The organism is Priestia sp. ST2 (assembly GCF_055810735.1).
On record NZ_JBVVNT010000001.1, the window covers coordinates 1133623 to 1159265 of the forward strand.

25 protein-coding genes and 1 pseudogene are annotated in these 25643 nt (G+C 34.9%); 16 read left to right on the forward strand and 10 right to left on the reverse strand.

Going from position 1 to position 25643, the window contains the following annotated elements; translation table 11 throughout:
* Positions 1 to 104: 104 nt before the first annotated feature.
* Both AC0KUU_RS05870 and AC0KUU_RS05875 read right to left on the reverse strand, forming a co-directional pair.
* Positions 105 to 689 (reverse strand): YitT family protein, encoded by a 585-nt coding sequence (locus AC0KUU_RS05870; RefSeq protein ID WP_080781595.1) that lies wholly within the window; start codon positions 687 to 689, stop codon positions 105 to 107.
* 521 nt (positions 690 to 1210) lie between these two features.
* A complete protein-coding gene (locus AC0KUU_RS05875; RefSeq protein ID WP_043978712.1) occupies positions 1211 to 1924 on the reverse strand; it encodes a hypothetical protein in 714 nt (237 codons plus the stop codon).
* A gap of 933 nt (positions 1925 to 2857) precedes the next feature.
* On the opposite strand from AC0KUU_RS05875, the gene AC0KUU_RS05880 reads away from it, so the two are divergent.
* Together AC0KUU_RS05880 and AC0KUU_RS05885 are read left to right on the forward strand one after the other, a co-directional pair.
* Entirely contained in the window at positions 2858 to 3778 is a 921-nt protein-coding gene (locus tag AC0KUU_RS05880; RefSeq protein WP_043978713.1) for a CPBP family intramembrane glutamic endopeptidase, read from the forward strand.
* 43 nt (positions 3779 to 3821) lie between these two features.
* A complete protein-coding gene (locus AC0KUU_RS05885) occupies positions 3822 to 3968 on the forward strand; it encodes a hypothetical protein (RefSeq protein ID WP_198530636.1) in 147 nt (48 codons plus the stop codon).
* Between the two features lie 53 nt (positions 3969 to 4021).
* On the opposite strand, the gene AC0KUU_RS05890 is transcribed toward AC0KUU_RS05885, so the two are convergent.
* Positions 4022 to 4717: a hypothetical protein gene (locus tag AC0KUU_RS05890; protein ID WP_043978716.1), complete on the reverse strand. Its 696-nt coding sequence runs from the start codon at positions 4715 to 4717 to the stop codon at positions 4022 to 4024.
* 654 nt (positions 4718 to 5371) lie between these two features.
* On the opposite strand from AC0KUU_RS05890, the gene AC0KUU_RS05895 reads away from it, so the two are divergent.
* The 5 genes from AC0KUU_RS05895 (at position 5372) to AC0KUU_RS05915 (ending at position 9551) form a co-directional block, all read left to right on the forward strand.
* Positions 5372 to 5941 (forward strand): TetR/AcrR family transcriptional regulator, encoded by a 570-nt coding sequence (locus tag AC0KUU_RS05895; protein ID WP_043978719.1) that lies wholly within the window; start codon positions 5372 to 5374, stop codon positions 5939 to 5941.
* A 303-nt stretch (positions 5942 to 6244) separates the two neighbouring features.
* Positions 6245 to 7366 carry an ABC transporter permease gene (locus tag AC0KUU_RS05900; protein ID WP_043978722.1) on the forward strand — a complete coding sequence of 374 codons (1122 nt, stop codon included), beginning with the start codon at positions 6245 to 6247 and terminating at the stop codon, positions 7364 to 7366.
* A complete protein-coding gene (locus tag AC0KUU_RS05905) occupies positions 7367 to 8053 on the forward strand; it encodes an ABC transporter ATP-binding protein (protein WP_162214767.1) in 687 nt (228 codons plus the stop codon).
* A 411-nt stretch (positions 8054 to 8464) separates the two neighbouring features.
* Positions 8465 to 8974, forward strand: coding sequence for a GNAT family N-acetyltransferase (locus AC0KUU_RS05910; protein ID WP_043978728.1), 510 nt, complete (start codon positions 8465 to 8467; stop codon positions 8972 to 8974).
* A gap of 409 nt (positions 8975 to 9383) precedes the next feature.
* Positions 9384 to 9551, forward strand: a complete 168-nt coding sequence (locus tag AC0KUU_RS05915) for a hypothetical protein (RefSeq protein WP_165574791.1) — start codon at positions 9384 to 9386, stop codon at positions 9549 to 9551.
* 397 nt (positions 9552 to 9948) lie between these two features.
* On the opposite strand, the gene AC0KUU_RS05920 is transcribed toward AC0KUU_RS05915, so the two are convergent.
* A complete protein-coding gene (locus tag AC0KUU_RS05920) occupies positions 9949 to 10140 on the reverse strand; it encodes a hypothetical protein (protein WP_013058411.1) in 192 nt (63 codons plus the stop codon).
* A 534-nt stretch (positions 10141 to 10674) separates the two neighbouring features.
* Between AC0KUU_RS05920 and AC0KUU_RS05925 the strand changes: the two genes are divergently transcribed.
* Together AC0KUU_RS05925 and AC0KUU_RS05930 are read left to right on the forward strand one after the other, a co-directional pair.
* The gene (locus AC0KUU_RS05925; protein WP_043978181.1) at positions 10675 to 11565 is read left to right on the forward strand and encodes a LysR family transcriptional regulator; all 891 of its coding nucleotides are present in this window, start codon (positions 10675 to 10677) and stop codon (positions 11563 to 11565) included.
* A gap of 344 nt (positions 11566 to 11909) precedes the next feature.
* Complete coding sequence (locus AC0KUU_RS05930; RefSeq protein ID WP_165574793.1) at positions 11910 to 13112, forward strand: iron-containing alcohol dehydrogenase; 1203 nt, start codon at positions 11910 to 11912, stop codon at positions 13110 to 13112.
* Positions 13113 to 13437: 325 nt separating this feature from the next.
* Here the strand turns inward: AC0KUU_RS05930 and AC0KUU_RS05935 are convergent, their stop codons facing one another.
* From AC0KUU_RS05935 to bioF, 4 genes are all read right to left on the reverse strand, one after another.
* Positions 13438 to 13689 carry a YnfE family protein gene (locus AC0KUU_RS05935; protein ID WP_029323509.1) on the reverse strand — a complete coding sequence of 84 codons (252 nt, stop codon included), beginning with the start codon at positions 13687 to 13689 and terminating at the stop codon, positions 13438 to 13440.
* Between the two features lie 427 nt (positions 13690 to 14116).
* On the reverse strand, positions 14117 to 14941 hold the full coding sequence (gene bioC / locus AC0KUU_RS05940; protein ID WP_043978191.1) for a malonyl-ACP O-methyltransferase BioC: 825 nt from the start codon (positions 14939 to 14941) through the stop codon (positions 14117 to 14119).
* Entirely contained in the window at positions 14934 to 15680 is a 747-nt protein-coding gene (locus AC0KUU_RS05945) for an alpha/beta fold hydrolase (RefSeq protein ID WP_043978194.1), read from the reverse strand. Before AC0KUU_RS05945 ends, bioC begins: the two co-directional genes overlap by 8 nt.
* Positions 15677 to 16855 (reverse strand): 8-amino-7-oxononanoate synthase, encoded by a 1179-nt coding sequence (gene bioF, locus AC0KUU_RS05950; protein ID WP_322552345.1) that lies wholly within the window; start codon positions 16853 to 16855, stop codon positions 15677 to 15679. The genes AC0KUU_RS05945 and bioF overlap by 4 nt, the downstream gene beginning before the upstream one ends.
* A 261-nt stretch (positions 16856 to 17116) precedes the next feature.
* Here bioF and AC0KUU_RS05955 point away from each other — a divergent pair, with 261 nt between their 5' ends.
* The 5 genes and pseudogenes from AC0KUU_RS05955 to AC0KUU_RS05975 all read left to right on the forward strand — a co-directional run.
* A complete protein-coding gene (locus AC0KUU_RS05955; protein WP_043978199.1) occupies positions 17117 to 17350 on the forward strand; it encodes a hypothetical protein in 234 nt (77 codons plus the stop codon).
* A 144-nt stretch (positions 17351 to 17494) separates the two neighbouring features.
* Entirely contained in the window at positions 17495 to 17647 is a 153-nt protein-coding gene (locus AC0KUU_RS05960; RefSeq protein ID WP_162213595.1) for a hypothetical protein, read from the forward strand.
* A 357-nt stretch (positions 17648 to 18004) separates the two neighbouring features.
* A complete protein-coding gene (locus AC0KUU_RS05965) occupies positions 18005 to 18637 on the forward strand; it encodes a TetR/AcrR family transcriptional regulator (protein ID WP_473451689.1) in 633 nt (210 codons plus the stop codon).
* Between the two features lie 135 nt (positions 18638 to 18772).
* Positions 18773 to 20470 carry an MFS transporter gene (locus AC0KUU_RS05970; RefSeq protein ID WP_473451692.1) on the forward strand — a complete coding sequence of 566 codons (1698 nt, stop codon included), beginning with the start codon at positions 18773 to 18775 and terminating at the stop codon, positions 20468 to 20470.
* A 97-nt stretch (positions 20471 to 20567) separates the two neighbouring features.
* Positions 20568 to 20717, forward strand: a pseudogene (locus tag AC0KUU_RS05975) (SF0329 family protein); the annotation flags it as partial.
* 405 nt (positions 20718 to 21122) lie between these two features.
* On the opposite strand, the gene AC0KUU_RS05980 reads toward AC0KUU_RS05975, so the two are convergent.
* Positions 21123 to 21317 carry a hypothetical protein gene (locus AC0KUU_RS05980; RefSeq protein WP_043978207.1) on the reverse strand — a complete coding sequence of 65 codons (195 nt, stop codon included), beginning with the start codon at positions 21315 to 21317 and terminating at the stop codon, positions 21123 to 21125.
* Between the two features lie 563 nt (positions 21318 to 21880).
* On the opposite strand from AC0KUU_RS05980, the gene AC0KUU_RS05985 reads away from it, so the two are divergent.
* Both AC0KUU_RS05985 and AC0KUU_RS05990 read left to right on the forward strand, forming a co-directional pair.
* Positions 21881 to 23326 carry a DHA2 family efflux MFS transporter permease subunit gene (locus tag AC0KUU_RS05985; protein WP_043978210.1) on the forward strand — a complete coding sequence of 482 codons (1446 nt, stop codon included), beginning with the start codon at positions 21881 to 21883 and terminating at the stop codon, positions 23324 to 23326.
* Between the two features lie 95 nt (positions 23327 to 23421).
* Positions 23422 to 23889: a hypothetical protein gene (locus AC0KUU_RS05990; protein ID WP_043978213.1), complete on the forward strand. Its 468-nt coding sequence runs from the start codon at positions 23422 to 23424 to the stop codon at positions 23887 to 23889.
* A gap of 258 nt (positions 23890 to 24147) precedes the next feature.
* On the opposite strand, the gene AC0KUU_RS05995 is transcribed toward AC0KUU_RS05990, so the two are convergent.
* Positions 24148 to 25446 (reverse strand): CitMHS family transporter, encoded by a 1299-nt coding sequence (locus tag AC0KUU_RS05995; protein WP_322552342.1) that lies wholly within the window; start codon positions 25444 to 25446, stop codon positions 24148 to 24150.
* Positions 25447 to 25643 lie beyond the last annotated feature (197 nt).

Sequence of the window (25643 nt, forward strand, 5' to 3'; positions counted from 1 at the left end):
AAAAAGACTATCTCTTATAGTTGAAAAGAGATGGTCTTTTTAATTTATAAAAAACAGGAAGAGGCAAAAACAGGAGATAGAAGATACTAATTTTATAATTCAAATTACTCTTTTTTAGTAATTAACCAAGTCGTCAATCCCCCTATAAAAATTGTTGAACATGAAAAAAGAAACGTTTTAGGTCCTAGTAAAGGAAGACCTGCTGTTATAATCAAACCGTCTATAATCAAAATAACCATCCCTATGTTCAAAGAAAAAGCTTTTGATATTAGTTGAGCTAGTAAATCTGTTCCTCCAGTGCTTGTCTCATATCGAAGCATAAGACCAACCCCTGTCCCAATAAATATCCCTCCAAGGATTACACTAGAAAAAATAGAAAATTGAAACTGATTTTTAATAGGTTCTAGCCAGTCAATCAATAAAGAAGAAATAATTAGCCCATAAAAACTATTATAAAAATAATGCCGTTCATAAATCCAAGCAAACCAACATAGTGGGAGACCTAAAATAATCATCGTTACACCTGTGGGGAATTCAAAATAATAGTGAAGGATGAGAGCAATTCCAATTGTTCCTCCATCTAATAAATAATGAGGAACTAAAAAACCGTTAATTCCTATGCTTAATAATAAGCTTCCCACAAAAACAACCGGTATTTTTCGGAAAATAATAATCACCTTTTTAGTCAATTTATCTCTTACTATATTTATATGTTTTTATTACCTGTTATGAATTTTTTTTTGTAAATGAATAAAGGCTTATCTCTTGAGCAAACTACCAAAAGCGCCGTGAGGGCATTATAAAATAGCTTTCCACTCCTTACGAAGAAAGAAAAAGCCACTAATTAGAGGAGAAATCTCTAATTAATGGCTTATTTATTTTAAACTGTTTAGATCTTTACTTATTGTTTTAAACGTAGATAATTTACGAAGTGATAGAGTTCATACAACTTTTTGGCTGTACAGTTTAAGTGAGGAATTCGGAGAAAGAAAAGTAAGTTTCATAAGTCAGTGTTATCAATTTGTTTTATTTCTTCTAACAAAGAAAAATTTCTAGGGAGCCAGGGACCCAGTCCAGTATGTCCCCATAGATACAACTAAGGTGTTCAAAGGCCTTCTTTCTTGATTTCAGTAAATTGGTCATTTTTATATCACATCTGTTGGAAAACCTCATGTATTAGGCGAAAAATCTATTGCTCTACTCCACTTAATTACCAATCAAAAAAAGCTTTTAACGCAATCATTGTAGCGGCGTAGACAAGAGATGAGATTAAAAAGGTTGGCAAGTGCGCGTGTTTTTCAAAAGGGAGTTCTTTACTGATAACGTTAAATAACATTGCACCTGAACTAAATGCAATCATCGACTCAATAAGCAGGCCGGATGAGGGCCCGAAGACGCCCATGATTGATCCAAGAAAAGTTGCCCCTGCAAGCATATAGCGACCTCTGTTTTTGTGCAAGCGATGATGTTTTTTTCCTAGATGGTAGGACCACCCGATAAAGTGAAGGCTGATAGCCAATCCATAGAATAGTGATTCAACTCGCTTGACATCGGTTGAGAACACAACATAAGAAATGATAAAAGAATAAACCATAAAAAAACTCGCCTGTACCATATAAACGGTCAGTTCCGTCAAGTGTGTGGCTGCCTTCGTCTGAGCAAATGAATACACAGAAAAATAGACGAGTAAGCCGAGAAGACCAAGAAAATATAGTTCAGTATCAAGGGCCAAGGATCCTCCAAACTCTTCTTGTTTTTTATGAAGCGTCGGTAAGATATAAATAAACACATAAGCAATAGCTACACCGCCTGATAATGAGAGCAGCTTTTGCTCCCCGATTGGAGAACGTTCGACAATCGTTAATGCGTATAGTTGAATGAGGATAAATACAATGCCTATTATAATTGATTCAATTGTAACCATGATTGTCTCCTTTTAAGGTTGAACTTTACGGTTTAGTTCCCTTTAAAAGAAAAAGAGAAACCATACTTTGAGTAGATACTTCTTAAAAAGGCGCATTCATTAGGAGAATATTGTACCTTAATTATTTTCTTAAAACGTATTATCTCTATACTAAATGAGATGAAAATGGTTATAAAAACTCTATCCGAGATTTAAATAAAAGAAGCAAACTCCTAATGATAGGGAGTTTGCTTTTTGGTTTCTATAAATATTTCTGCGAGAGAACTAACACCCTTTTTCCAAAAGTTTTCGATTTATTTACACGTATGATACGAATCTAGCAATTTTATCTGTTTTACTAGACACTTCATATTGATTATCCTATTTTTCTTGGTTATAATATTGTTGTTACATTTGTAATAATAATGTAATATTATTGTAACTTATATACGTTTGTATGTTGTTATATGAGTTGATTGTTAATTTAAAAACTGAAAAAGTTGTTTATGGATAAACTCTTAAGTGTTGTGGTAACAGCCATGAGGGTAAAAGTTTGAATAAAAAGGTGAGGGAAATGTTGAAAAAAATATTTATTTTAGTTGTTTTAGGATATATATTCTTGAGTAGCAAGTACTTTCTTCAAAATTATGTGTATGCGGGCACGTATGAGCAAGATATAAAGGTTAACGATGACTTGGTGTCGAGTCTTCTTTTAGAAAAAGCTGTTTTTTAACGGCTTTTAAGACGCTAAATTTTATATAAAGAGGTAATGGGTAGAGTTGTGATTTCTTAATATTGTCAGTCTCTTTCCTTATCTTCAAAGGTAAAAAGCAGGCGGTAGTTAAAATGATTGCAGGACTTCGGATCCTGATAGATTTTTACATTGCCTAGACAACAACAAAGTAGAGAAGAACGGTGTAATTGAGAAGAGAAGGCTGAGGGAGTAAGAAGAAAATGAAAAACTATTTAAATGTGGAAGAAGGAAAAAATAGCTGGAAGCGTTATGTAAGTACAACAATCCTTGCTTCTGTGTTTATGCTGTTAGGATCAGTTATTTATATTATTGCTGAAATGATAATGGTTGCAGCTGATGAAAGTGGAAAATCATATTTTGATTTTGATAGCGGAGTAGCTGTAGGAATCAATGCTAACCTTGATTTTTTGTTGTCTCATATTATGTACATATGCTGGATTTTTGGTTTATGGATCGGCATTCATTTTATTCACAAACGAAAAATGAAATCATTAATCACTGCTAACAAACGTGTGAATTGGAAGAAAGTAATATGGTCTTTTGGAGCTTTTAGCCTGTTACTAATCATTTCACAATTAATTGATGTCGTGTTTAATCATTCGGATTATTCATGGAACCATGTAAGTGTAAAAGAGTATGTACTATTAATACTTATTACATTTTTGTTAGTACCTATTCAAACAACAACGGAGGAGCTTTTCTTTAGAGGACTTCTTCTTCAATGGGTGAGTAAGAAAGTGAAGCGTCCAATTTTACTTGCGATTATTGTTGGACTAATGTTTTCAATAGGTCATTTTGCTAATCCTGAAATGAATAAATCCATTATATTAGTCGGACTGGATTACATTGTAGCTGGTTTTGCTCTTACATATATCGCGATTAAAACAAAAAGCTTAGAAATTACCATTGGCGCACACGCAGCCAACAACATGTTTCTCGCTCTGTTCCTTACAACGGACGATTCTGTTTTCGGATCTATACCGAGTTTGTTTAAGATAGCTAACACTGAGCCAGGAGCGAATCTTATTTGGTCGATTGTTATGTTTAGTGTTTTCTATATCCTATGTAGAGGGAAGATAAAAAAGGAAGAAGCAGCTGACAAAGAACAGCTTATTGCTTAAATTGGCACAACCAATAACTAAACAGGATAGGAGATGTAACAGAGTGAGTGGAAATCACGATGAAAAGAAACCATTGACTCGTGCAGAAATGAAGCGAGGCCACTTAGCTACTCAACATCGCATTTTGAATGTACTTATCGTTCTTGCATCGATTGCTGCAGTTTATCTAGTAATAAAAACCATACTTTAAAAGAGCAGCCTTTAAGGCTGCTCTTTTTTTGTAAAAACACGCACACGCAACTACTAATTGAAAAAAGCTTTTAACGAAATCATTGTAGCCGCGTAGATAAAGGTAGGCAAATGGGCATGTTTTTCAAAAGGGAGCTCTTTACTGATCACGTTAAATAACATTGCACCTGAACTAAAAGCAATCATCGACTCAATAAGCAGTCCTGATGAAGGTCCGAAGACGCCCAGAATTGACCCAAGAAAAGTTGCTCCGGCCAGCATATAGCGGCCTCTAGTTTTGTGTAAGCGCGGATGTTTTTTTCCTAGATGGTAAGACCACCCGATAAAATGAAGGCTGATAGCCAGTCCGTAGAATACTGATTCAACTCGCTTAACATCGGTTGAAAATACGACGTAAGAAATGATAAAAGAATAAAGCATAAAAAAACTAGCCTGTACCATATACACGGTTAGTTCCGTTAGGTGTGTGGCTGCTTTTGTCTGAGCAAATGAATACACAGAAAAATAGACGAGTAAGCCGAGAAGACCAAGAAAATATAATTCAGTATCAAGGGCTAGCGACCCTCCAAACTCTTCTTGTTTCTTGTGAAGCGTCGGTAAGATATAAATAAATACATAGGCAATAGCTACACCGCCTGATAATGAGAGCAGCTTTTGCTCCCCGATTGGAGAACGTTCGACGATCGTTAATGCGTATAGTTGAATGAGGATAAAAACAATACCTATTATGATTGATTCAATTGTAACCATGGTGGTCTCCTTTTAAGGTTCACTTTTAGGGTTTAATTCCCTTTAACAGAAGAAGAGAAACCATACTTTGAGTGGATACTTCTTAAAGAAACGCGTTCATTAGAGGGATATTGTACCTTAATTATTTTCTTAAAACGTATTATTAAAAAGATTTGCTTTTGGTTACCACAAACATGAAAAAACCTTGTTTGGTATACTCTGTTCAATAACCTGTTTGTTTTTACTTTATGTTACAATAAATTGATACCTAAATGAGAAAGAGTGATAACTGCCGTTTATCGGATATAAATGTGTATCAACTTTATTGAGAAAATTGGAATTTTAAACAGAAGCACTAATGAACCACGGGTGTGCAAAAGTTTTTTACGATAGAATGAGTGTAGAAACAAAACAACGACCTGGTCTAGAATTAGTATAAGTATCAACACAAAACATTACACTTTTTTACGAAAGTAGCAAGCACTACTCTTGGCTCCATTTAGTAGAAGATCATCCATATAGCCAGCTCTGAATTACATTAATAGATAGTGTTTACACGGGACTTTATGGGTTAACGTTACGGGACTGAACAAGCAGAAAAGAAGGAAAGTTTAAAAAGTGGTTAAAGAACGATTGTAGAAATCACGCGGGAATGAATTGAAAAGAGGTTATAACATGGCTAGAGGTCGGAAATTTGATACAATTGACTTATTCCGTTCTACCAAAAAGCTTATTATCCAAACTGGATATGAAGGGTTTACAATTGGTCAATTAGCGAAAGAATTAAATGTTACACGAGCAGCAATTTATAAATATTATCAAAATAAAGATGAATTGCTATTAGACTTTATGTTAGATGAAATAACAAATACATTAACAAGCTTTTCCTCTATTCCAAAGGAATTACCTTTCTTAGAAAAGATAGACTTGCTCTTAGGAAAAATATTCATGTACAAGGATTTACATTTAATTCTTGGTATTGGAATACCTACAAAAAATATTCCTTTGTTAGAAGCTAAGAAAGAAAAGCTTTCTCATATGCACCATGAGCTATATAAGCCCCTTATACATATAGTGGAGCAAGGAAAAGAAGAGGGCTTCATTGAAATGGATATGCCAAATGAAATGTTGTTAGGGTTTATATTTCAAAGTATTTCTATTCCTAATCATTCTGGAATGGATGCTGAACAAGTACTCATCTATACGAAAAAGTTAATTTTAGACGGTATTATAAAAAGAAAGTGACAAATGTGTAACTTATGTATATAATAACCTTTGTACAACACATAGGTTATTTTTATCTGAAAGTAACAAAAATGTAACTTATATATGAGGTAAGGACCATACAATCACATGAGTTATTTTTTTACCCAAAAGTGACAGATGTGTAACTAAATTTGGAGGGGAGTTTAAATTTATTTTTAGAAACTAAATAATTAACTTATGGATACTAACCTGTATATATAGTAATTTTTATAAAAGTATATAAGTTATTTTTTTGTTTTAAAGTAACAGATGTGTAACTAATTTTGAAGGGAGAGTTTAAATTTGTTTTTAGCAATTAAAGAATTAAAACATGCTAAATTTCGTTATGTAATGATGAGTATTATTATCGTTTTGATTGCTTGGCTAGTGTTTATTTTATCGGGACTGGGAAATGGCCTTTCGACATTAAGTGCTGCCACAATTAAAAACTTAGATGCAGATTATGTAGTTTATGAGAAAAGCGCTGGTGCTACGTTTAGCAAGTCGATCATGTCTGGTAATTTAATTGACGATATTAAAGAAAATAAAGATGTAAAAGGTGCCGCTGTTTTCGGATCATCAATGGGAGCAATTTCTAAAGAAAAAACTGATGGTAGCAGCAAGAAAACAGATGTAGCAGTAGTTGGAATTACTGCAGGATCCTTCATTGAGCCAAACGTTATAGAAGGGAATCCACTTTCAATTAACAAGAAATTTGGAGTTCTAGCCAATAGTAATTTGAAAGATGAAGGGTATAAAGTTGGAGATGAAATTCTTGTTTCTAATTCTAAGTTGAAACTAACTATTATTGGTTTTGTTGAGAATGAAACCTTCAACCATTTACCGGTGTTATTTACGAACATGGACACTTGGAGAGAGTATCAGTATGCAGCACCAGGGGCTGACAACGGCATTAAAAATCCAGTGCAATCTATTATTTTAAAAGCTCCTCAATTAGATGCAGCTAAGCTGGATAAACAGGTGGAAGGAATTAAAACTGTTACAAAATCGACCGCTGTAAAAGGAATGCCTGGTTATAAGGAGGAAAATGGAACAATTTTAATGATGCTTTCATTTTTAATTGTTATTTCAGCTTTTATCATCTCAGTTTTCTTTTATGTTATAACAATTCAAAAAACTCCTCAATTCGGTGTAATGAAGGCAATTGGAGCTTCAAATCGATTTATTTCTAAAGCTATTGTTGCACAGGTATTTATTCTGTCGTTCTTTGGAATTTTGGCGGGGATAGGTATAACATATGTGACGGCTCTTTTCTTCCCTAAAGATATGCCTTTTGATTTAGATGTTAAATTAGTAATTTTATATGCAATTACGTTATTAGTTATCAGTCTCTTAAGTTCTATTGTTTCAGTCCGGCAAATTACAAAAATTGATCCATTAACAGCTTTAGGGAGGGTGGAATAAATGAGCAGTATTCAGTTGCACCAAGTTACAAAACAATATACGGAGGGAACTTCTACTCTAACAGTTTTAAAAGAAGCTTCTTTAAAGGTTAATCCTGGAGAGCTGGCAGCGATTGTAGGACCATCTGGTTCAGGAAAGAGTACTTTACTATCTATTATTGGTGCATTAATGAAGTCAACATCTGGAAAAGTAATTGTAAATGGAAAAGATGTAGGGCTATTAAATGAGGAACAGCTAGCCAAATTTCGTTTAAACGAAATAGGTTTTATTTTACAATCATCTAATTTAATTCCTTACTTATCTGTAATGGATCAGTTAATTTTAATTAAAGTAATGGCTGGTAAAGCAAGTCATGCGGATCGTCAGCTTGCCAAAAAAATACTGAATGAACTTGGGTTAGGAGATAAGATAAACAAAATGCCTAATGAATTATCTGGCGGTGAGCGACAGCGCGTAGCAATTGCCCGGGCCTTTTTTAACCAGCCAGGCGTTATTCTCGCGGATGAGCCAACAGCAAGCTTAGATTCAGAACGTGCTCATGAAGTAGTGCAATTAATTGCGGGTGAAGTAAAAAAACGAAAAAAAGCAGCAATCATGGTCACGCACGATGAACGTATGTTAGCTTACTGCGATCATGTATATCATATGGAGGATGGAAAACTAATATTAACTAACGTTATTAACTAACAGATAGAGATAACGACGCTTGATACCACTAACCTTATTATTCTTTCTTTTATAAGGTGAATAACTAAACTATTAGCTAACTAATTGCTTTGCATAGTGGTGTTGTTGTAGATAGCGAATGAGAAATATTTGGATTTGTATGTATGTGAATTTACAGATCTAGATAGGCTTATAAACTATTTCCTCTATGTCTAATAAATAAAAAACCTTTGCCCCTCTGGGCAAAGGTTTTTTTATTTAACTATTTCCTAAGGAAGAAACCGAAACCCTTGAAGAAAAACTTCCTTTAATTATAATTAATGGTAAAATAATCAACATAAAAGAAAATAAGATAATTGATTTAATATCTCAAACTAATGAATTAACTCTAATTAAGGTAAAGATTCAATATACGTAAAAGGAGTAGATAAAATGAGTACAAAAAGAATACACCTTACGCCATTTGAAACAGCTCACATTCAATTCTTACATAAATGGTTAAATGATGAACGGGCAATACAAATGATAGGCAGGACACCTTTAACTTATGAAGAAGTGGTACAAGAAGTAGAAAAGAAAAGAATGAACAACGATTTAATTTTAGGAATTGAAAGCGATGAAAAAGAATTAGTTGGATGGGTATTTCTAAAAGATATAGACTACGCACATGGAAGAGCTAGTATAGGAATTCTTTTATCTTCAGAAGCTAGAGGGCAAGGATACGGTCAAATAGCCATGGAGCAAATAATTGATCTAGGGTTTAAACAGCTCCGCTTAAACAAAATCTATTTAACTACAAGAGGAATAAACGAACAGGCAATTGCATTGTATGAAAAAATCGGTTTTGTTACCGAAGGAAAATTAAGAAATCATGCTTATGTGGATGGGAAGTACGTAGATACATACTTTATGGGTATATTAGCTTCAGAATGGAACAAGTAAACTTACTTCTTCACCATAAACAGCTAAGCTTACCAGCTATCATGAAAGTAAAAAAACTAGTGCTTGTATTGTACAAAAATCATGATTTTATATATCATTTATTTGCCGCCCGCAGGTACAAATGATAAAACTGTAATAATATACGAAGTACTTTAGTATTTACTAAATAAACTATGAAACTCAGGTAAGAGAGAATTAGAGTGATTATAACATTTTCAAACTTTGTATGTATATGAAACTACAAATCTGGCCACACTAATAACGTATTTTCCCTATTACAATAAAGTTAAAAATCCTTTGCCTGCATCAGGGAAGGATTATTTTTTTTATAAATCCTGCTTTAATTGGTTGTGAATCTAAATAAAGGGGAATTACATATATTAAGAGCACACAAAGGGGATAAATAGTAGTGACAAATCATAAGTACTATACGGGATCCCTGTTCGCCAGGGAATTAGAACGTTTAAAAGAAGAATATATTCAACTTGATTTCGACGATGTGAAAAGAATGGTTGAAGAAGATATTTTACTGTTAGAAAAAGCGGTGAATATGTTGTCTACGAATACAGTTTATTAAATTAAGCAACTTACTCAAGATGCAATAAAGCATTATCTAGCGACTACTGTAAATTCAATTTTAACAAAAGCTACCTCTTTTGACTGGGAAGAGGTGGTCTTTTTCAATTTCTAGACTGGATAAGATATACTAAGTAAAAAAGCGTTTGAAAGTATTCTATAATATTTCCTAGTTTCTAAGAAATGTTGCCCAAACAAAAAAGGACATTTCTTCTATGTCCTGTTCCCTCGTATCAGCCCCGCCTACGCTAAATACTATGACAGCCACTCATGCCATCCAACCTATACTTAGTATAAATGAAAGCGTTTACAAAGTAAAGATATTAATGAAATATTCTGTCTATTTTTATATGAAACTTATCTATTTCGAAAAATATCAAATATGATAGGTGACGTTTTTAATGTCTGGAGATTAACTCACTCATTAATCTGTTTAAAGCAATGTGTAATATATCATGTTCTGTATACTCTTGTTCAAAAGCTAGACTTCTTTTTTCTTTTTTCTTCAGCAACTTTTTAATTTCATCACATAAATAAATTTGAGAATCCAAAAGTTTTATTTCTTTTCTATCCTTTATTTGTTTAGACATGAAATCAACTCCTTTATGATTCTTTAAGGAACTATTCTATTTTAAAAAGTAAAATCCTTCTTCTATTACGTCGGAATAACGTAATAGGGTTTATCAGAAGGAATCATCTTAGATTAGAGAAAAATGGATTCTGTTTTTTGCTTTTCAGAATTGAAAATGTTTTTATAATTTGAGCAACCTACTCAAGCTGGCATCATAAGGTATCATTAGATAAAGCCGTAAAACAGAAAAACCTATCTTTTTGACTGAAAAGAGGTAGGTCTTTTCTGTTTTCACTCTGTATACCGTGTTCAATCTTAGTTACTATAATTACTTTTAAAGGAACCAATCAAGTAGAAGAACCCTTAAATCAGTTCTGTTCACTGTCCAGGGTTCTTTTTCCGGAATAAGCAGCTTTGCATCATACATTCTTGGTATGCAAACGTTCCTCTGAGAAGTTAGTAATGAAAGACATTACGTTTACAAGCAGCACGAGTGAAATGATATATTTAGAATAATATTATTATTGGTGAAAATGATTTAGGAGAGAAAACTATGGAACTCAAACAGTTAAAAATTTTTCAAATTGCTGCTCGAGAACTAAACTTTACTCGAACAGCTGAAATCCTTCACTATGCTCAATCAAGTGTAACAGCTCAGATTAAATCTCTTGAGGAAGAACTTGCTGTCCAACTTTTTGATCGGTTGGGGAAGCGAGTTATCTTAACTGACGCTGGAAAGCGCTTTAAGCTATATACGGACAAGGTGCTTGATTTAACCGAAGAGGCAAAGGAGACTGTAGGTGGGAATGAAGAGCCTAGCGGGACGTTAACAATATGTGCTTCAGAAACCCAATGCACCTATCGCTTACCAGCTTTGCTGAAACTATTTCAAGCTCGTTTTCCTAAAGTGAAACTGATTTTTCGACCTGGAATTTCTGAAAATGATTTTGAGGATTTACTTGCTCAAGGTCTCATAGATGCTGTTTTAATATCTATGACTCGCATTAACTCGGATAAGCTGATTGCCGAGCAGCTTGTCGCGGAACCTATTGTTATAGTAAGCCCGCCAAATCATCCTTTAGCCGATAAATCTGAAGTAAGACCCGCGGACCTAGATGGTCAGTCGCTGCTTTTTACTGAGAAATGCGATTATCGAAATATATTTGAAGCGTCACTTGTTGATGCAGCGGTTCAACCGTTATGTGATCTTGAACTTGGTGATATAGAAGCTATCAAAAAATGTGTAATGGCTGGAATTGGAATAGCAGCACTACCTAAGCTAGCAGTAGAGAAGGAAATAGAGGAAGGGAGTATGAGTGTATTAAGATGGAAAGGTCCAGAGTTTCCAATTGTCACTCAGCTGGTCTGGCATAAAGACAAATGGGTGTCTCCAGCTTTGAGTGCTTTTTTAGATGTAACTAGAGAAGTAATACTGGATCATTAAGGGGATTAGTATTTGAAGCTATTTTTATTGAACACCAAGGTGGGTTTGCATAAATAAATTAATTACATAGTGTAGAGGTTGCTAATCAGTTTTTTAGATAGTAACAATCTAAATATTCATCTGTAATGATTGGGGCAGGGCTTGTATTATATATGATAAGAAGTTTGTTAGATATACATATAGTTTATTTATGTTCTCTACTACATTACTATTCTGTATGTGTATTGCCTAAACCACCATAAGTATAAGTTACCTGCAGCCTAACAGTTGAATCTGCTAAGTGCAGAGAAGGTTAAAATTCAGTTAAGAGATGTATTTGATTTTAGATAATGGGAGGGGTATAAATGAAATCCTATAACTATTTTTGTTCTACTCAAATTGAGGTAGGGACGGGAAAAGCTAAAGAATTACCAGAAATGCTAAAATCTCTAAATATCGGTTCATCCATTTTAATTGTGAGTGATCCAGGTGTGGTCCGTACAGGACTAGTTTCACCAATTATAACGGCTCTTGAGGCTTCTGGTTATCGCGTATTATTATTCGACTCCATTGAACAAAATCCTCGAGATGCAAATTGCTTGGAAGGTGCAAAATTATTTCGTGAATTTGGTGCAGATGCAGTTGTTGCCATTGGTGGCGGAAGTGCAATGGATACTGGAAAAGCTATTGCACTGTGCGGTCCAAACGGCGGGGAACCATCTGACTATGCAGACGGCCGACTTCTGTATTCAAACATTGCACCAGTTATTTGTATTCCAACTACTTCAGGTACGGGCTCAGAGGTTACTCGTTCTGCTGTTATTACGGAAGCATCTACACACCGAAAGATGACACTCAAACATAGTTTGTTAAGACCTGTCTTAGCGATTCTTGATCCTGAACTAACATTAAGTCTTCCGCCTTCTGTTACTGCAGCTACTGGAATTGATGCACTCGTTCATGCGATTGAAGGTTATACATGTAAAGTAACAAATCCTATTTCACAAGCGCTCGGAGCTCAAGCAATGAGAACCATTGTTTCGGCATTGCCTATCGTTTTCCGCGATGGCAAAAATGAAGCGGCTCGTCAAGATATGCTGGAAGGAAGTCTCTTAGCAGGCCTTTGTTTTGGATCTGCAGATGTTGCCTCAGTACACTGCTTGGCAGAAGCGCTTGGAGGACTTTATGATACCCCGCATGGAGTTGCCAACGCAGTGTTTTTACCATATGTATTAAAGTTCAATTCTATGGAGAATAAGCAATTACATGCCACATTAGCAAGGTATATGAACTTTGCCAAAGATTCAGATTCAGATGAAATAGCTGTTGAAAAATTAATTCAAGGGATTATAGAATTAACAGAATCATTAAACATTCCTAAATTGAAAGATTTAGAGGGTGTAAAAATAGAAGACTTTCCGAGCATTGTAAGGTTGGCCATGCAAAACAACTCAACACCAAGTAACGTCCGTTTAATTACGGAGACTGATTATATGCAAATTCTTGAACAAGCTTATTTTAACCGCGTAGATCGAAATTGGGATTTTGGAGTAGAGAGCTTGAAGTAATGGAAGGAAAGGGACCGAGAAGGGTTATCCACTTATTATGAAAAAGGAAACAAAAAAGATAATAAAAACAGATATAAAATGAACTGGACCCCAATTGTTAGTCTGTGTCTACTGATGGGGGGAGTTTAGGAACAAAAGCTTTATCTATTTTTAAATAGTGTATGATATACGCCTTTAGTTAATATAAAACGTATCCAGAAAATAACTCCAAAAAGAAGCCTTGTTAAAGACTAAGGCTTCTTTTTATTTTAAGTTTTCATATATCTTTTTATATTCGTAATTATACGTATGTCACGTAATTCAACAGGCATCCATTATCAAAATACTATTTAGTTAATTGATTATACACTTCTTCTAGTTCTGAAAAAGAGATATCTTTAGATGCATAACCTACAGCAGCATCCACAATTCCATCAAAACCTTCAGGTGAGATACTTTCTGCTTTAAGGTATCGCTCATACTGCTCTAGTTCCTCTTGCTGGTTTTCTAAATCCCTCTCTTTCCCTTCGTAATCAGGAGCTTTCATAGTTTCGATATTTTTCTTAACAACATCAACATACCGTCTTAATTCTTCCACGCTTATCATTCTCCTTACATTTTTGAAGTAATACATAGATCAGAAATATGAAACACTGGGAAGGTAAAGGGACACTTTCCCTTTATACATATTGTGTTAACCCTCTAAAATTATACATCCGAAAACTAAAGCACCCATAAAGGGTGCTTTTAGAAAACCTTCTTTATTGAGAAGGAGAGACCATTCACCCGCAAAGGGAAGGACGGATTGCTTATAATATGCGTTATTTTCTTAAATTTATATGTCAAATAGAAGAGGCGATTGAGCAAAAACCTATTAAACAAACTAACAGTATGAAGAAGCGTGCTCTTTCACATAGAAATTGATATGAGATGATGCGAGGTTTTATATGAAATACTTTCTTGTATTAAGCTTTTTAATTTAGCTGCAATCCATCACTTCTAGAGAGTAGCCAGGGCAGGATTAGCTATTGGTTTGTTTTTGTAACATTAAATATTAAAAAATGATAAGTTACTTTTATTCCGTTCTCATTACGATAATCATTTTCATATAGATTGATTAATTCACGAAAAAACGAAGGACGTTGACAGTAGCTTTCCTCGTTACTGTTACTTGCTCCAATTTTTTTTATTGATGTAAAAAATGCCTGAACCGTCGGAAAGTATTGAATCTCTAGTTTCTCCATTTTTGATAGTTTAAATGGATGCTCTCTCAATGGAATTAATGCTTGTTCACAAATTTGAGACAACTCTTCAAGAGAAAAAAACGATTGGCCAGGTGAACTGTTATTGAAAAGACCAAGCTTTTGTTTCGTATGGCTGTAGCATGAATGAAGCTCTTGAAATGTACGGTTACCAAAGGTTGAAAATAGTAAGCTGCCTGTAGGCTTAAGTTGTTTATACAATTTTTTAATTGTCGTATGAAGACTATTAAACCACTGAAATGTTGCATTCGAAATAATAAGGTCATAATGTCTTGCTATACTTAGTTCCTCGATATCTCCGCATATGAAAGAAACTCGATCTTCCCTTACTTTTTTCTTTGCTAACTCAATCATTCCTGATGACAAATCGACTGCTGTAATAGCAGCCTTAGGGAATTTTTCGCACAATAATTGTGTTAAATAACCCGTGCCGCAGCCAACTTCAAGAATAGCTATTTTCTGGTTAAAGAAATTGGTGGGAAGCTGAGCTATTAACTGGTTTGCCATGCTTTTTTGTACATCGGCATAAGCATCATAAGTTTTAGCATGATTATTGAACCTTTTCTTTAAAAGTTGCTTATTAATCATAAATGAGCTCCTTTTCGAGAAATTTTTCTATAAGTTGCGTACAGTGCTGAGGCTTTGTAAAAAAAGGAATATGGCCAGCTTTTTCTAGAATACACAGCTGCGCTTTTCCACCAATTCTTTCAGCTATGAAAGAAGAAGACTCAGGTAAACATATTTGATCATCTTTTCCATGGATCAACAAACAAGGAGTTTGAATTTGATTAAGTTGCATTCTAACATCTTTTTGGAGTAAATAATCCAGCCCTGTAAGGAGGGAGTACATACTGTCTCCTTGATAATCACGCTGAACAACTTCCATAAATTGATGATGAAATTCTTCTTCTTTTTCAGATTTAGTGAACATAGCGTTATAAAATGAAGTAAGGGTTTTTTCTTTATTACGCTGTAGTTGCTTTTTCATACGTTCAACGATGCGTTGTTCCCATCCAAATGTATTATGCACGTCGTTTGTAAAGCGACTAGTTCCGCCGATTAATATGAGTCCTTCTATTTTGTTAGGGTATAAACTAGCAAGTTCAAGCGTTACAAGGGAACCTAATGACCAACCCATTAAATAAACAGTACCTGGAGTAGAAGTAAGCAATTGGATTGCTCGTTCTCTAAAGTCACTTAGTTCTTTTAGACCTCTCCAGTCTGTACACAAAACGTTACATATAGTAGACAATGATTTTATGATTGGGTGAAACGCTGCTTTTTCCATTCCCCATCCGGGAAATATTATAATAGTGGATGGTTTCATTGAATCACACTCATTTCTTTTCCAATTAGAGAAATTCTCTTTATGGCCCAATCTAAATCTTCTCGAGTATGATCGGCTGTTACAGTAAAACGAATTCTTGCTTTATTTTCAGGAACAGTAGGAGGCCTAACTGCAATAGCAGCAATTCCTTCTTTCTGTAAACGCTCTGCAAACTGCATTGTTCTTTTATTTTCTCCCGTCAAAATTGGAATGATTTGAGATTGACTTTTGCATGTGTTAAATCCTTCGTATGTAAGTGCCTTCCTAAAAAATAGTGCATGTTGTTGAAGAAGTGCGCGACGCTCTGTGTCTTGTTGCACCTTTTCAATCGCAGCCGTTATTGCACCGAGTATAGCAGGGGGAAGAGCAGTTGAATAAATGAATCCTCGCATTCTATTTTTTAAATAATCTATGAGCCACTGTTTTCCGGTAACATAAGCTCCAAATGACCCTAGCGCTTTACTAAACGTTCCCATTTGAATATCAATTTTATCTTGCAGATCAAGAAAATGAGCGTATCCTTCACCATTTTTTCCGTATACACCGCTTGCGTGAGATTCATCAACCATTAACATTGCGTTATATTGCTCTTTTAATTTAACAAGATCCTCGAGCTTGGCAAAATCACCATCCATGCTGAAAACAGTATCTGTTACAATTAACTTCCGTGACTCCAAGGGAACTTTTTTTAATAGATTTTCTAGGTGGTTCATATCGTTATGGCGATAGCGTTGAAGTGTTGCGCGGCTCAGTAGGGCGCCATCAATGATACTTGCATGATTTAACTTATCGCTGAAGATGAAGCCGTTACGCGGAACCAAGGCTGAGATGATTCCCAGGTTTGCATTATAACCACTATTGATAATAAGTCCTGCCTCAGCTTTTTTCCAATTAACAAGTGCTTTTTCTGCTTTCTCGTAAAGAGAGTGATTTCCTACTATTAAGCGTGAAGCTGCTGCTCCTATTCCATATGTCATCACAGCATCACTCATTGCTTTCTTCAGCCCCTTATCTCCCGCGTAGCCTAAATAGTTATTAGAGGCAAGGTTCAACATCCTATGTCCATTGACTGTAAGCCATGGTTGTTCAGCAAATTCTGTAGTAACAAGGTGCCGTTTTTGAAAAATTTCATCTAAATAGGCAAGTTCTCTCTTAATATCTTCTTCCCAATTCAATACACTTTCACCACCGAAATAAATATATGTTAACTTATATTTATTTAAAGTTAACAATTATATCTAATCACGCCTTTAGAATAGTGTCAAGATAAAATAATTTAAAGAAAAGATACTAGATAATTGTCGCCACATAGCCTACTAAAGTTCATTTTTTGAATCTTATGAGTAGACGTGCAACCTTAGATAGTTAGATTGGGAATTTGTTTTCTTAAACCGAATATATATTAGGTAATTAAAATAAAGTAAGGTGGATTAGACATGGATAAAAGGGTCATTTTTGACTTTGAAGTCGATTTTACTAATGGCGGTGGAATACAAGGGCAGGAATTTCGTCTCGATATTGAGGGTGATGATATCTCTGATGAAGAATTAGCAAAATATATTGTAAAAGATATGAGGCTGCTGATGGTGGGTGAGGTAAGGATACTGAACAAAAAAATTATTAGTGAGAAACATAAACGAAAACCTGCTGAGGAGTATAGTGAAAAATAAAACACTTATATGTTATTTGTTTTAATCACATATGCATAGTAAAAAAAGAAGTTACCAAAAGGCGACTTCTTTTTTATTTAACCTTCTATCTATCGCTAACAGTAAGGAGCCGGTTCTTTTTAGCTTAGTTAAATTAATGGATTTATGGCTGGAAATCGGCTTGGACATGCTGTTTTGTTTAAAAAACTGCTTGATCCGATTAAGATGATGGTATCTAAACAAGCAGATTCATATATCGGAAAGTTTCAAACATTCATTGTGCAAAATCATCATTTATTTGATCAGTTTGCTATGTGAAAGCTGCCTCAATAGTCTAATCTCCAGCTTATAAAAACCCAGCACTTTTTACATCGCCACTTATATCTTTCAGTTCTTTTTCTTTCATTACAAAAGATTTTGCTCGTACGTTCACGCCATACATCTCTAACAACGAAATGATTCGTTCTTAATCAGTTTTTGATATTGACAGATTGACTATATTTTGTGAGACTTAATATACATAATGTTCATTAGTTTACATCATGTGCAGAATGTATGCTGATGATACAGGGCAGTTTAAATAGTTAATCACCAGAAAAGGTCTAAATGGCTGCACCTATACAAGTCATAATCATATGCCTGAGACTCAATAAAAGTTATACAAGGAGACGAACGATGTCTAAAAAAACAAAAGTAGATCCTAGGATAAAAAGAACAAATAAATACTTAAGAGACGCTTTAGTCGAACTTCTTAAAGAGAAAGACGTCACGTCCATTACGATTCAAGAAATTACGGAAAAAGCGGAATTAACGCGGGGAACATTTTATTTGCATTACCAAGATAAACAAGACTTTCTCATGCAGAGTATGAATGAAGTTCTAGAAGAGCTAATAGAGAAAGTAAAGCCTAAACAAAATAATGAGGATTCCGCAGCAGTAGAAGAAAATGATGAATCCGTTTCTTTCTTAAAGCTTTTTGAATTCATCTATGACCATTCCGATTATTTTAAAGTTATGCTAAGCGATCGAGGATTACCTCAATTTAGAAGTCATATGACGGAAATTGTAAAGAAAAGAGTGTATGGAGAGCTAATCTCTTCGATTGGAGAAGCAGAAGGTGGACTTGATATCCCTGAAGATATTCTGATTAGCTATATCACATCAGCTCATATAGGTGTCATTTGTTCTTGGTTAGAAAGTGATATGAAATTTAGCCCTGCATTTATGGCTGAAAAATTAACCAGCCTAACGCTTTTAGGACCAATTCGAGTGGAAGGTTTAGAAAAAAAAATAAAGCTTCCTTACTGAAGCTTTATTTTTTAGTTTGTTCAAATGCGGATAAACATCTTTCTTCTTTATCCTAGCTACTGTGATGGTTGGAAGAAACGTGAGCTTCGCATTTTTAGTTTTTTACAATCATGAAAAGCAGAAAGGAATTGTAGTATGAAAATAGAAAAACACTGGGGGATTTCCTTACTGGCAGTTTTAGCTATTGGTCCTGGTTTAATGTTAAACACGTCATTAAATTCTATACGTGAAATTCTCCAACAAACGTTCAACGATCAATCTTATATTTCGATAACACCGGTTTTAATAGGGGTTGTAAGCTTTGCATTTTGTATTCCGTTTGGACCTATCCTTCGACATAAGCTAGGGGAGAGAAGGACGTATGTTCTTTCGATGTGTTTATTTCTTATAGGAGCTATTGTAAGCATTGCTTCTAACAGCTTCTTAGGAATGGGCATTGGTCGTTTTTTACAAGGAACAGGAACGGGTTTAGCACTTATGATGATGATTCCAATGCTGGTTCTTTCTTTTCCGATTCAGAAGCGGAACTTGGCATTACTGATTCTTATCGGCGGATTTTATGGATCTAGCGTTGTGGGCATTTTTCTCGGAATGTTAGTGAACAGCTACGGACACTGGAGATGGTTATTCTATATAGCAGCCGTCCTTTCCTTACTGGGAATATGCTTCAGCTACAAATTTTTAACAAATGATCACGCCAAGCAACAGCACAAGCATCATGAACCGTTTGACATCATCGGTGCAGCATTAATGTTTATGGTTACTGCATTTATTACGTTTACATTACTTAATCTCCAAAAATCAGGATGGGCATCTACCTATGTTTGGATAGGCATAGTGGGAAGCATCATTTTTCTATGCTTTTTATTCGCAGCAGAATGGCATATTAAAAATCCTTTAATTCCCTTTAGATTAGTGGCTTCTCGAAAACCAGCTCTCGCTATCTTAATTGCTATTATAGGCAATATTAGTATGAGTTTAACTCTTTTATCTCTACAAGGATTGCTTAAAAGTGAATCTAGTTTTGATAAAGGAAACATTTCACTGATCTATATCGGGCTTTTCGCTGGAATAGTAATTGCCGCCATATTAAGTGCCGTATTATATGATAAAGTTGGACCGGGCGTATTAGGGATTATAGGAGCGGTCATTATTATGGGAGTGAACATACAGTGGATGTATGTAGACGGTCATGTTTCTGCTTTCCTCTTTGTTAGCAGCTTTACCGCTTTAATCGCAGGAGTAGGGTTCACAGTTGCTGCAGGTCTTATGGGTGCTGCTTTAGGCGGACCGCTACCAAGTTTAGTCCCTCGGATGGTCACGGTTCAATTTATAAGAGTTACAGTATCTGCGGTCATCCCTGTAATCAGCAGTATCGTCTTTGCAAAGGTGTATAAAGATCACCTTGCAACAGTAAGCGCAGAGAGCCAGGTGGCTAGTAAAGAAAATTTCACTCAATCTCTACATGTAAAATCTGAAATCATTACGTATCATACATTTTCTACGTTTTCGTGTGTATTGAGCATTGTAGTATTAGTTCTTTCGTTTTTGATGTTCCTAACAGGTAAAGGCCACAAGCTGGCTCATAAGCCGCATGACAAAGAAGCACATAAAGAAAAGCTGAGTACGGAAGAGCTTCCCAATAAAAAAGCTACTCCCGTTGTTGAACGTTCACTTAAAGAGGCTGTTTCAACTCAAGTCATTGGTGACAGCGAGTATAGAGAAGCTTTAAAAAAATTTGGTCAGCCTAAACCTTCTGCTGATAAAATGCTGCATATGAGAGATCAAGAATATAGAAAAGCTCTTAAAAGGATGAAGGATATAGGACAATAAGTTAAACTCGAGCAATTTGAGTGAAGAATTGAAAGAGCAAACTCGCATGGCAGTGAGTTTGCTCTTTTAATTTCTACATGTACGCTTTGCAGATATGTTGTTAATAAAAATATTGTGTGTGTTGGACCGCCGTGTAGGGAAAAGAATTTTACGTAAAATGAAAGAATTCATTTTAGAAGAAAATACATTAGTTCAGGATTTTTATAAATTACGTTGTGACGCAGAAAATATACATAATAGTGAATAAACAAAACAGAGCTTTCATAAAATAGGGAGTTCTGTTTTTACGCTTAATATCAATATTAAAATTTGATGGAGCCTTTTGTTTAGATGAATTTAGTATGTGAATTCGAGTTGTTTGTCTCAAAAAACAATTTCCTCAGAGAGCGTTTGTCTGCACATTAAATGCATGTATTTAGCTTGTTTCTTACTTTATCTAAAAAGTATGAAATAATGAATTTTATCCAAAAAAGAAAAATTAGTAGACTAAATTAAAGGTACGCTTAGAGGGCGCAAAATCTATTTTGGCTTCAAGTCGGAGAAAAATTTTAGTGACTAGAACTAGAATAGGAAAAAAGAGACTACCCTATAAGATATTGTATGGATAGAAAAGGACATTACTTTTGTAGATAACGTCCTTTTACATAGCTAATTATTCTTTTTCAACTACTGTAAAGTATTGGACGTTTCTTTTAACAATGACCAACTCATTTGATAAATCCAATATTTTACTTTTATCTTCAAACCTATACTGTATGTAGTTCTTTGCACGAATAAGTGATTTAGCTTCAACTAAATGACTTATTTCACCGTTAATTAGATGAAATGTTACTTCATACTTTTTCATAAGAAAACACCTCCATAGTATCAATTTTTACTATTACTTCATTTCTGATACTATTTCTTTTGACTGATGATTAAAAAGTTAGTTGTGTTTTGTTAGGGCAAACGGAACAAAAATCATATAACAGAAACAAATTTTAATTGTCACAGGGCACTAAGTTAGGTATATAGCTATTGGTATTTAGTATATTTTAGATAGAAACAGTACTTATAGCTGTGTTACAATATTCCTGTTATGTAGAGTGAAATTCATTTTATAGTTCTATTTCGTTTTAACTTACTTATTAAAAATTCCATATTATGAGTGGAAATTAGTTTACATAGGAAGGTTTCTAAAGTTGATTTAGAAATGAAATGGAGAGGTATCTGTGGAAAGAAACGAATTTAGAAGACAAAAAGCACTTCGGTCAAAAGAGAAGAGAAAGAAAAAGCTTAGTCAACATAATGCCTTAAACTTATCCCTAATCTTTATATCAATATGCATTGTTTGTCTGCTAATCAACCTATCATTGAGATAGAAAAATGTTCACCAAAAAGAGTATGTACAAGAGAGGAAGACAATTTAATATGAGTAATCAACAAGCAGTAGCCGAAAGCTCTAATATCAAAGTGCTGCCGATTATAACGTCGTTTCTTATTGCTGGATTTATCGGTTTATTTAGTGAAACAGCTTTAAATATGGCGTTAAAAGAGCTAATTTCTGGCTTTGGCATTCACGAAACAACCGCACAGTGGCTGACAACAGGGTATCTGTTAACGTTAGGAATTTTGGTGCCTATTTCAGGTTTTATTCTTCAGCGGTTTACGACCAGACAGCTTTTTATAGCATCTCTAATTTGCTCCATTATTGGAACATTTATTGCGGCTATTGCACCAACATTTGGGGTACTCATGATTGCCCGTGTCGTGCAGGCCGTTGGAACTGCTTTACTTTTACCGCTTATGTTTAACACGATTCTTGTTATTATCCCGCCGCATAAACGTGGAAAATCAATGGGGATTATCGGTCTTGTTATTATGTTTGCGCCAGCTGTTGGACCAACTGTATCAGGCTTAATCTTAAAAACATTAACATGGCACTGGATTTTCTGGATTTCACTTCCGCTGTTATTTGTTGCCTTAGTGTTTGGAGCTTTCTTTATGCAGAACGTTACCACACCAACGAAGCCAAAAATCGATATGATTTCTGTTGTTCTTTCAACAATCGGTTTTGGCGGAATCGTGTTTGGATTTAGCAGCGCCGGAGAAGGCGGGGGCTGGGGAAGTCTACAGGTTATTCTAACTCTTGTGATTGGAACTATTGCGTTAGTTGCGTTTTCTATTCGTCAAACGAAGATGGAAGAGCCAATGTTAGATCTTAAAGCCTTTAAGTATCCGATGTTTACAATCGGTCTTCTGCTAATTCTAGTTTGTATGATGGTACTATTGTCTGCGATGATGATTTTACCCCTATACTTACAAACATCACTAGCTTTATCAACCTTTGCTGCGGGCCTAATGCTTCTTCCTGGAGGAGTGATTAACGGAATTCTTTCACCGGTTATGGGCGGGTTATTTGACCGTTTTGGCCCTAAATGGTTAGTTATCCCTGGACTTGTGATTGTAGCAGGCACCATGTATGGTTTCTCAACTGTAACGCTAGAAACATCAACAGGATTTATCGTTGCTCTGCACATTGCGCTTATGATCGCCATTTCGATGATTATGATGCCAGCTCAAACAAATGGCTTAAACCAGCTTCCACCTGAGCTGTATCCGCATGGAACGGCGATTATGAACACCTTACAGCAGGTTTCTGGCGCAATTGGAACAGCGGTTGGAATTTCCATTCTGTCATCGGGTTCAAGAAGCTTCCTTGAGACGGTATCAAATAAAATGGATCCATTAAACCAGGTTCTTGCCTTCACCAACGGTGTTCAGCATGCGTTCGTCTTTGCGATCATTGTTTCCATTGTTGGATTGGTTATCTCGTTCTTTATCAAGAGAGTCAATGTGGAACAAAAAGCACATTAATAAAAAACACAGACCATTGGATGGTCTGTGTTTTTTTTGTAATAGGCGGACACTATAAGAAGAACTAGATAAAGTACATTGAGGTGAGTTCATTTATGATATCAAGAAAACACTTAGGATTTAACCTATCTATAATAGCGATTCCGTGGTTATCGTTGTTATTTATAGGAAAACGCAGCATGAGACGTTATTCGTTAGCAGGGATTTTTATTATTATCTTTGAAATTATTAATCATTTGTATGGGCATCAGAGGAAGTGGTGGAGATTTTATGATAAAAAAGATTCGTTTATAAAAGATGAACTTCCTTTTAGTATTGGACCTTATATGCCACTTTCAATGTGGCTGCTTAAATCTTCGTATGGAAACTTTAAGAAGTTTTTATTACTGAATATTGTAGTTGATGGAATCTTTGCTTTTTACTTCATTGATGTTCTTAAAAGGTTGAAAATTGTAGGTCTAAACCGATTAAATCATTTTCAATTTTTTATCTACCTTCATTACAAAGCATATTTGTTATATGGAGTGCAGTATTTATTTGAAAAGGCGAAAAAATTTAGTTAATTTAACGACTTAAGTGGGTAGACACCTTTTTTTAATTTCGCGGATATAGACATCTCCTTATTATTCAAGCAATTGAACATGAATTTGATGTCCAAATTGTTGAGATCAAATTGACAAACGGAGATACTGTATCAGTCATGATTGATTAGTGATTTGCTTATGTTATATTTCAATCTTTAATGTAATTTAAAGTTAAATATATAGAAGAGAGCTGTTTTGAAGAATCAGCTCTCTCTTTTTTATGTTCCCATAAATCATTTATATAGATAGTATTCCAAATAATACAGCCACAAACGTCATAACTAACGCTGTTCCAATGGCATACTTGGCAGCAAAGCGAATATGGTCACCTATATCAATGCCAAGGAGTCCTACTAAGACATAAATAGAACCTTGAAGTGGACTTAATAGATGCAAGGGTTGCCCTAGTAAAGAAGCTTGACCAATTTCTAGTGGAGGGATGCCAAAGTGAGCAGCCGTTTCAGACATAATAGGAATAATCCCGAAATAGAAGGGAGCATTTGCCATAAAAAATGTGAATGGCATACTTATAAGGGCGACAATTACTGTTAATTTTGGGCCAAGAGCATCAGGAATAACTGCTATTAAAGTATCTGCCATAGCTTTAACAATACCCGTTCCATCTATAATTCCAGTAAATATACCTGCAGCAAATATCATGGAAACCACCGTTAATATATTCCCTGCATGAGCATGCAGACGTTCCTTTTGATCTTGTAAATTTGGGTAATTAACAATCATCACGATAGCAAATCCAATCATAAACAAAGCTGGTAATGGTAAGAACCCTAGAACTAAAGCAGTAAGAAGTAAAAGTGTTAAAACTAAGTTAAACCAAAATAATTTTGGACGCTTTATTGATGCATCCATTCCTACATCAAGAGCTGCAGCAATTTCATTATTAAATTCTGTATCTATATTGATAACTCCAAGTCTTTTACGCTCGCGTCGTCCAAGGAAATAAGAAACCCCTAAAATCCAGATAGTTCCTGCAATCATAGAAGGAATAAGTGGTAATAGCAATTCTGTTACATCTGCTTTTACAGCCGCCGTAGCTTGTACAGCAGGACCACCCCAGGGAGTCAAATTCATAACACCCATTGCTAATGCAGGAATACAGGCTAGAATAAGTTTATTCATACCTAATCGATTGTATAGCGGGAGAAATGCAGTTACTACAATTAGATATGTAATGGTACCGTCACCATCTAAAGCAACTATTAAAGAAAGTACTGCAGTACCCATTACAATTTTTAGAGGATCACCGCCAACCATCTTTATAATCTTCGCTACTAAAGGATCAAATAATCCTGTATCAATTAACACCCCAAAATAGAGAATGGCAAAGATAATCATAATTGCTGTCGGAGCAATGGTTTCAAGACCCTTCATCATCATTGGCCCTAAATCAGTGAAGCCGCCCAATAAAGCAAAAACAATAGGAACCACTGTTAATGCACTAAAGGCAGACAAGCGCTTACTCATGATTAAATACATAAATACTACAATCATCGAAAAACCTAAAAATGTTAACATATTATACCCCCTCTAGAACTTTCTTTCATTTTCCCTCTTGTTTATCTTTAATGTCATACTTTTTCAATTCTCATGAAACTATCTAACTATCATTCTTTATTGTAAAGCTGCTTTTCACAATCATTCATTAGTAAAAAACAATTGGCTTTTTTTACATATTATTGGTTTAAAATCTGTTATCAGAACAAATGTAAGGG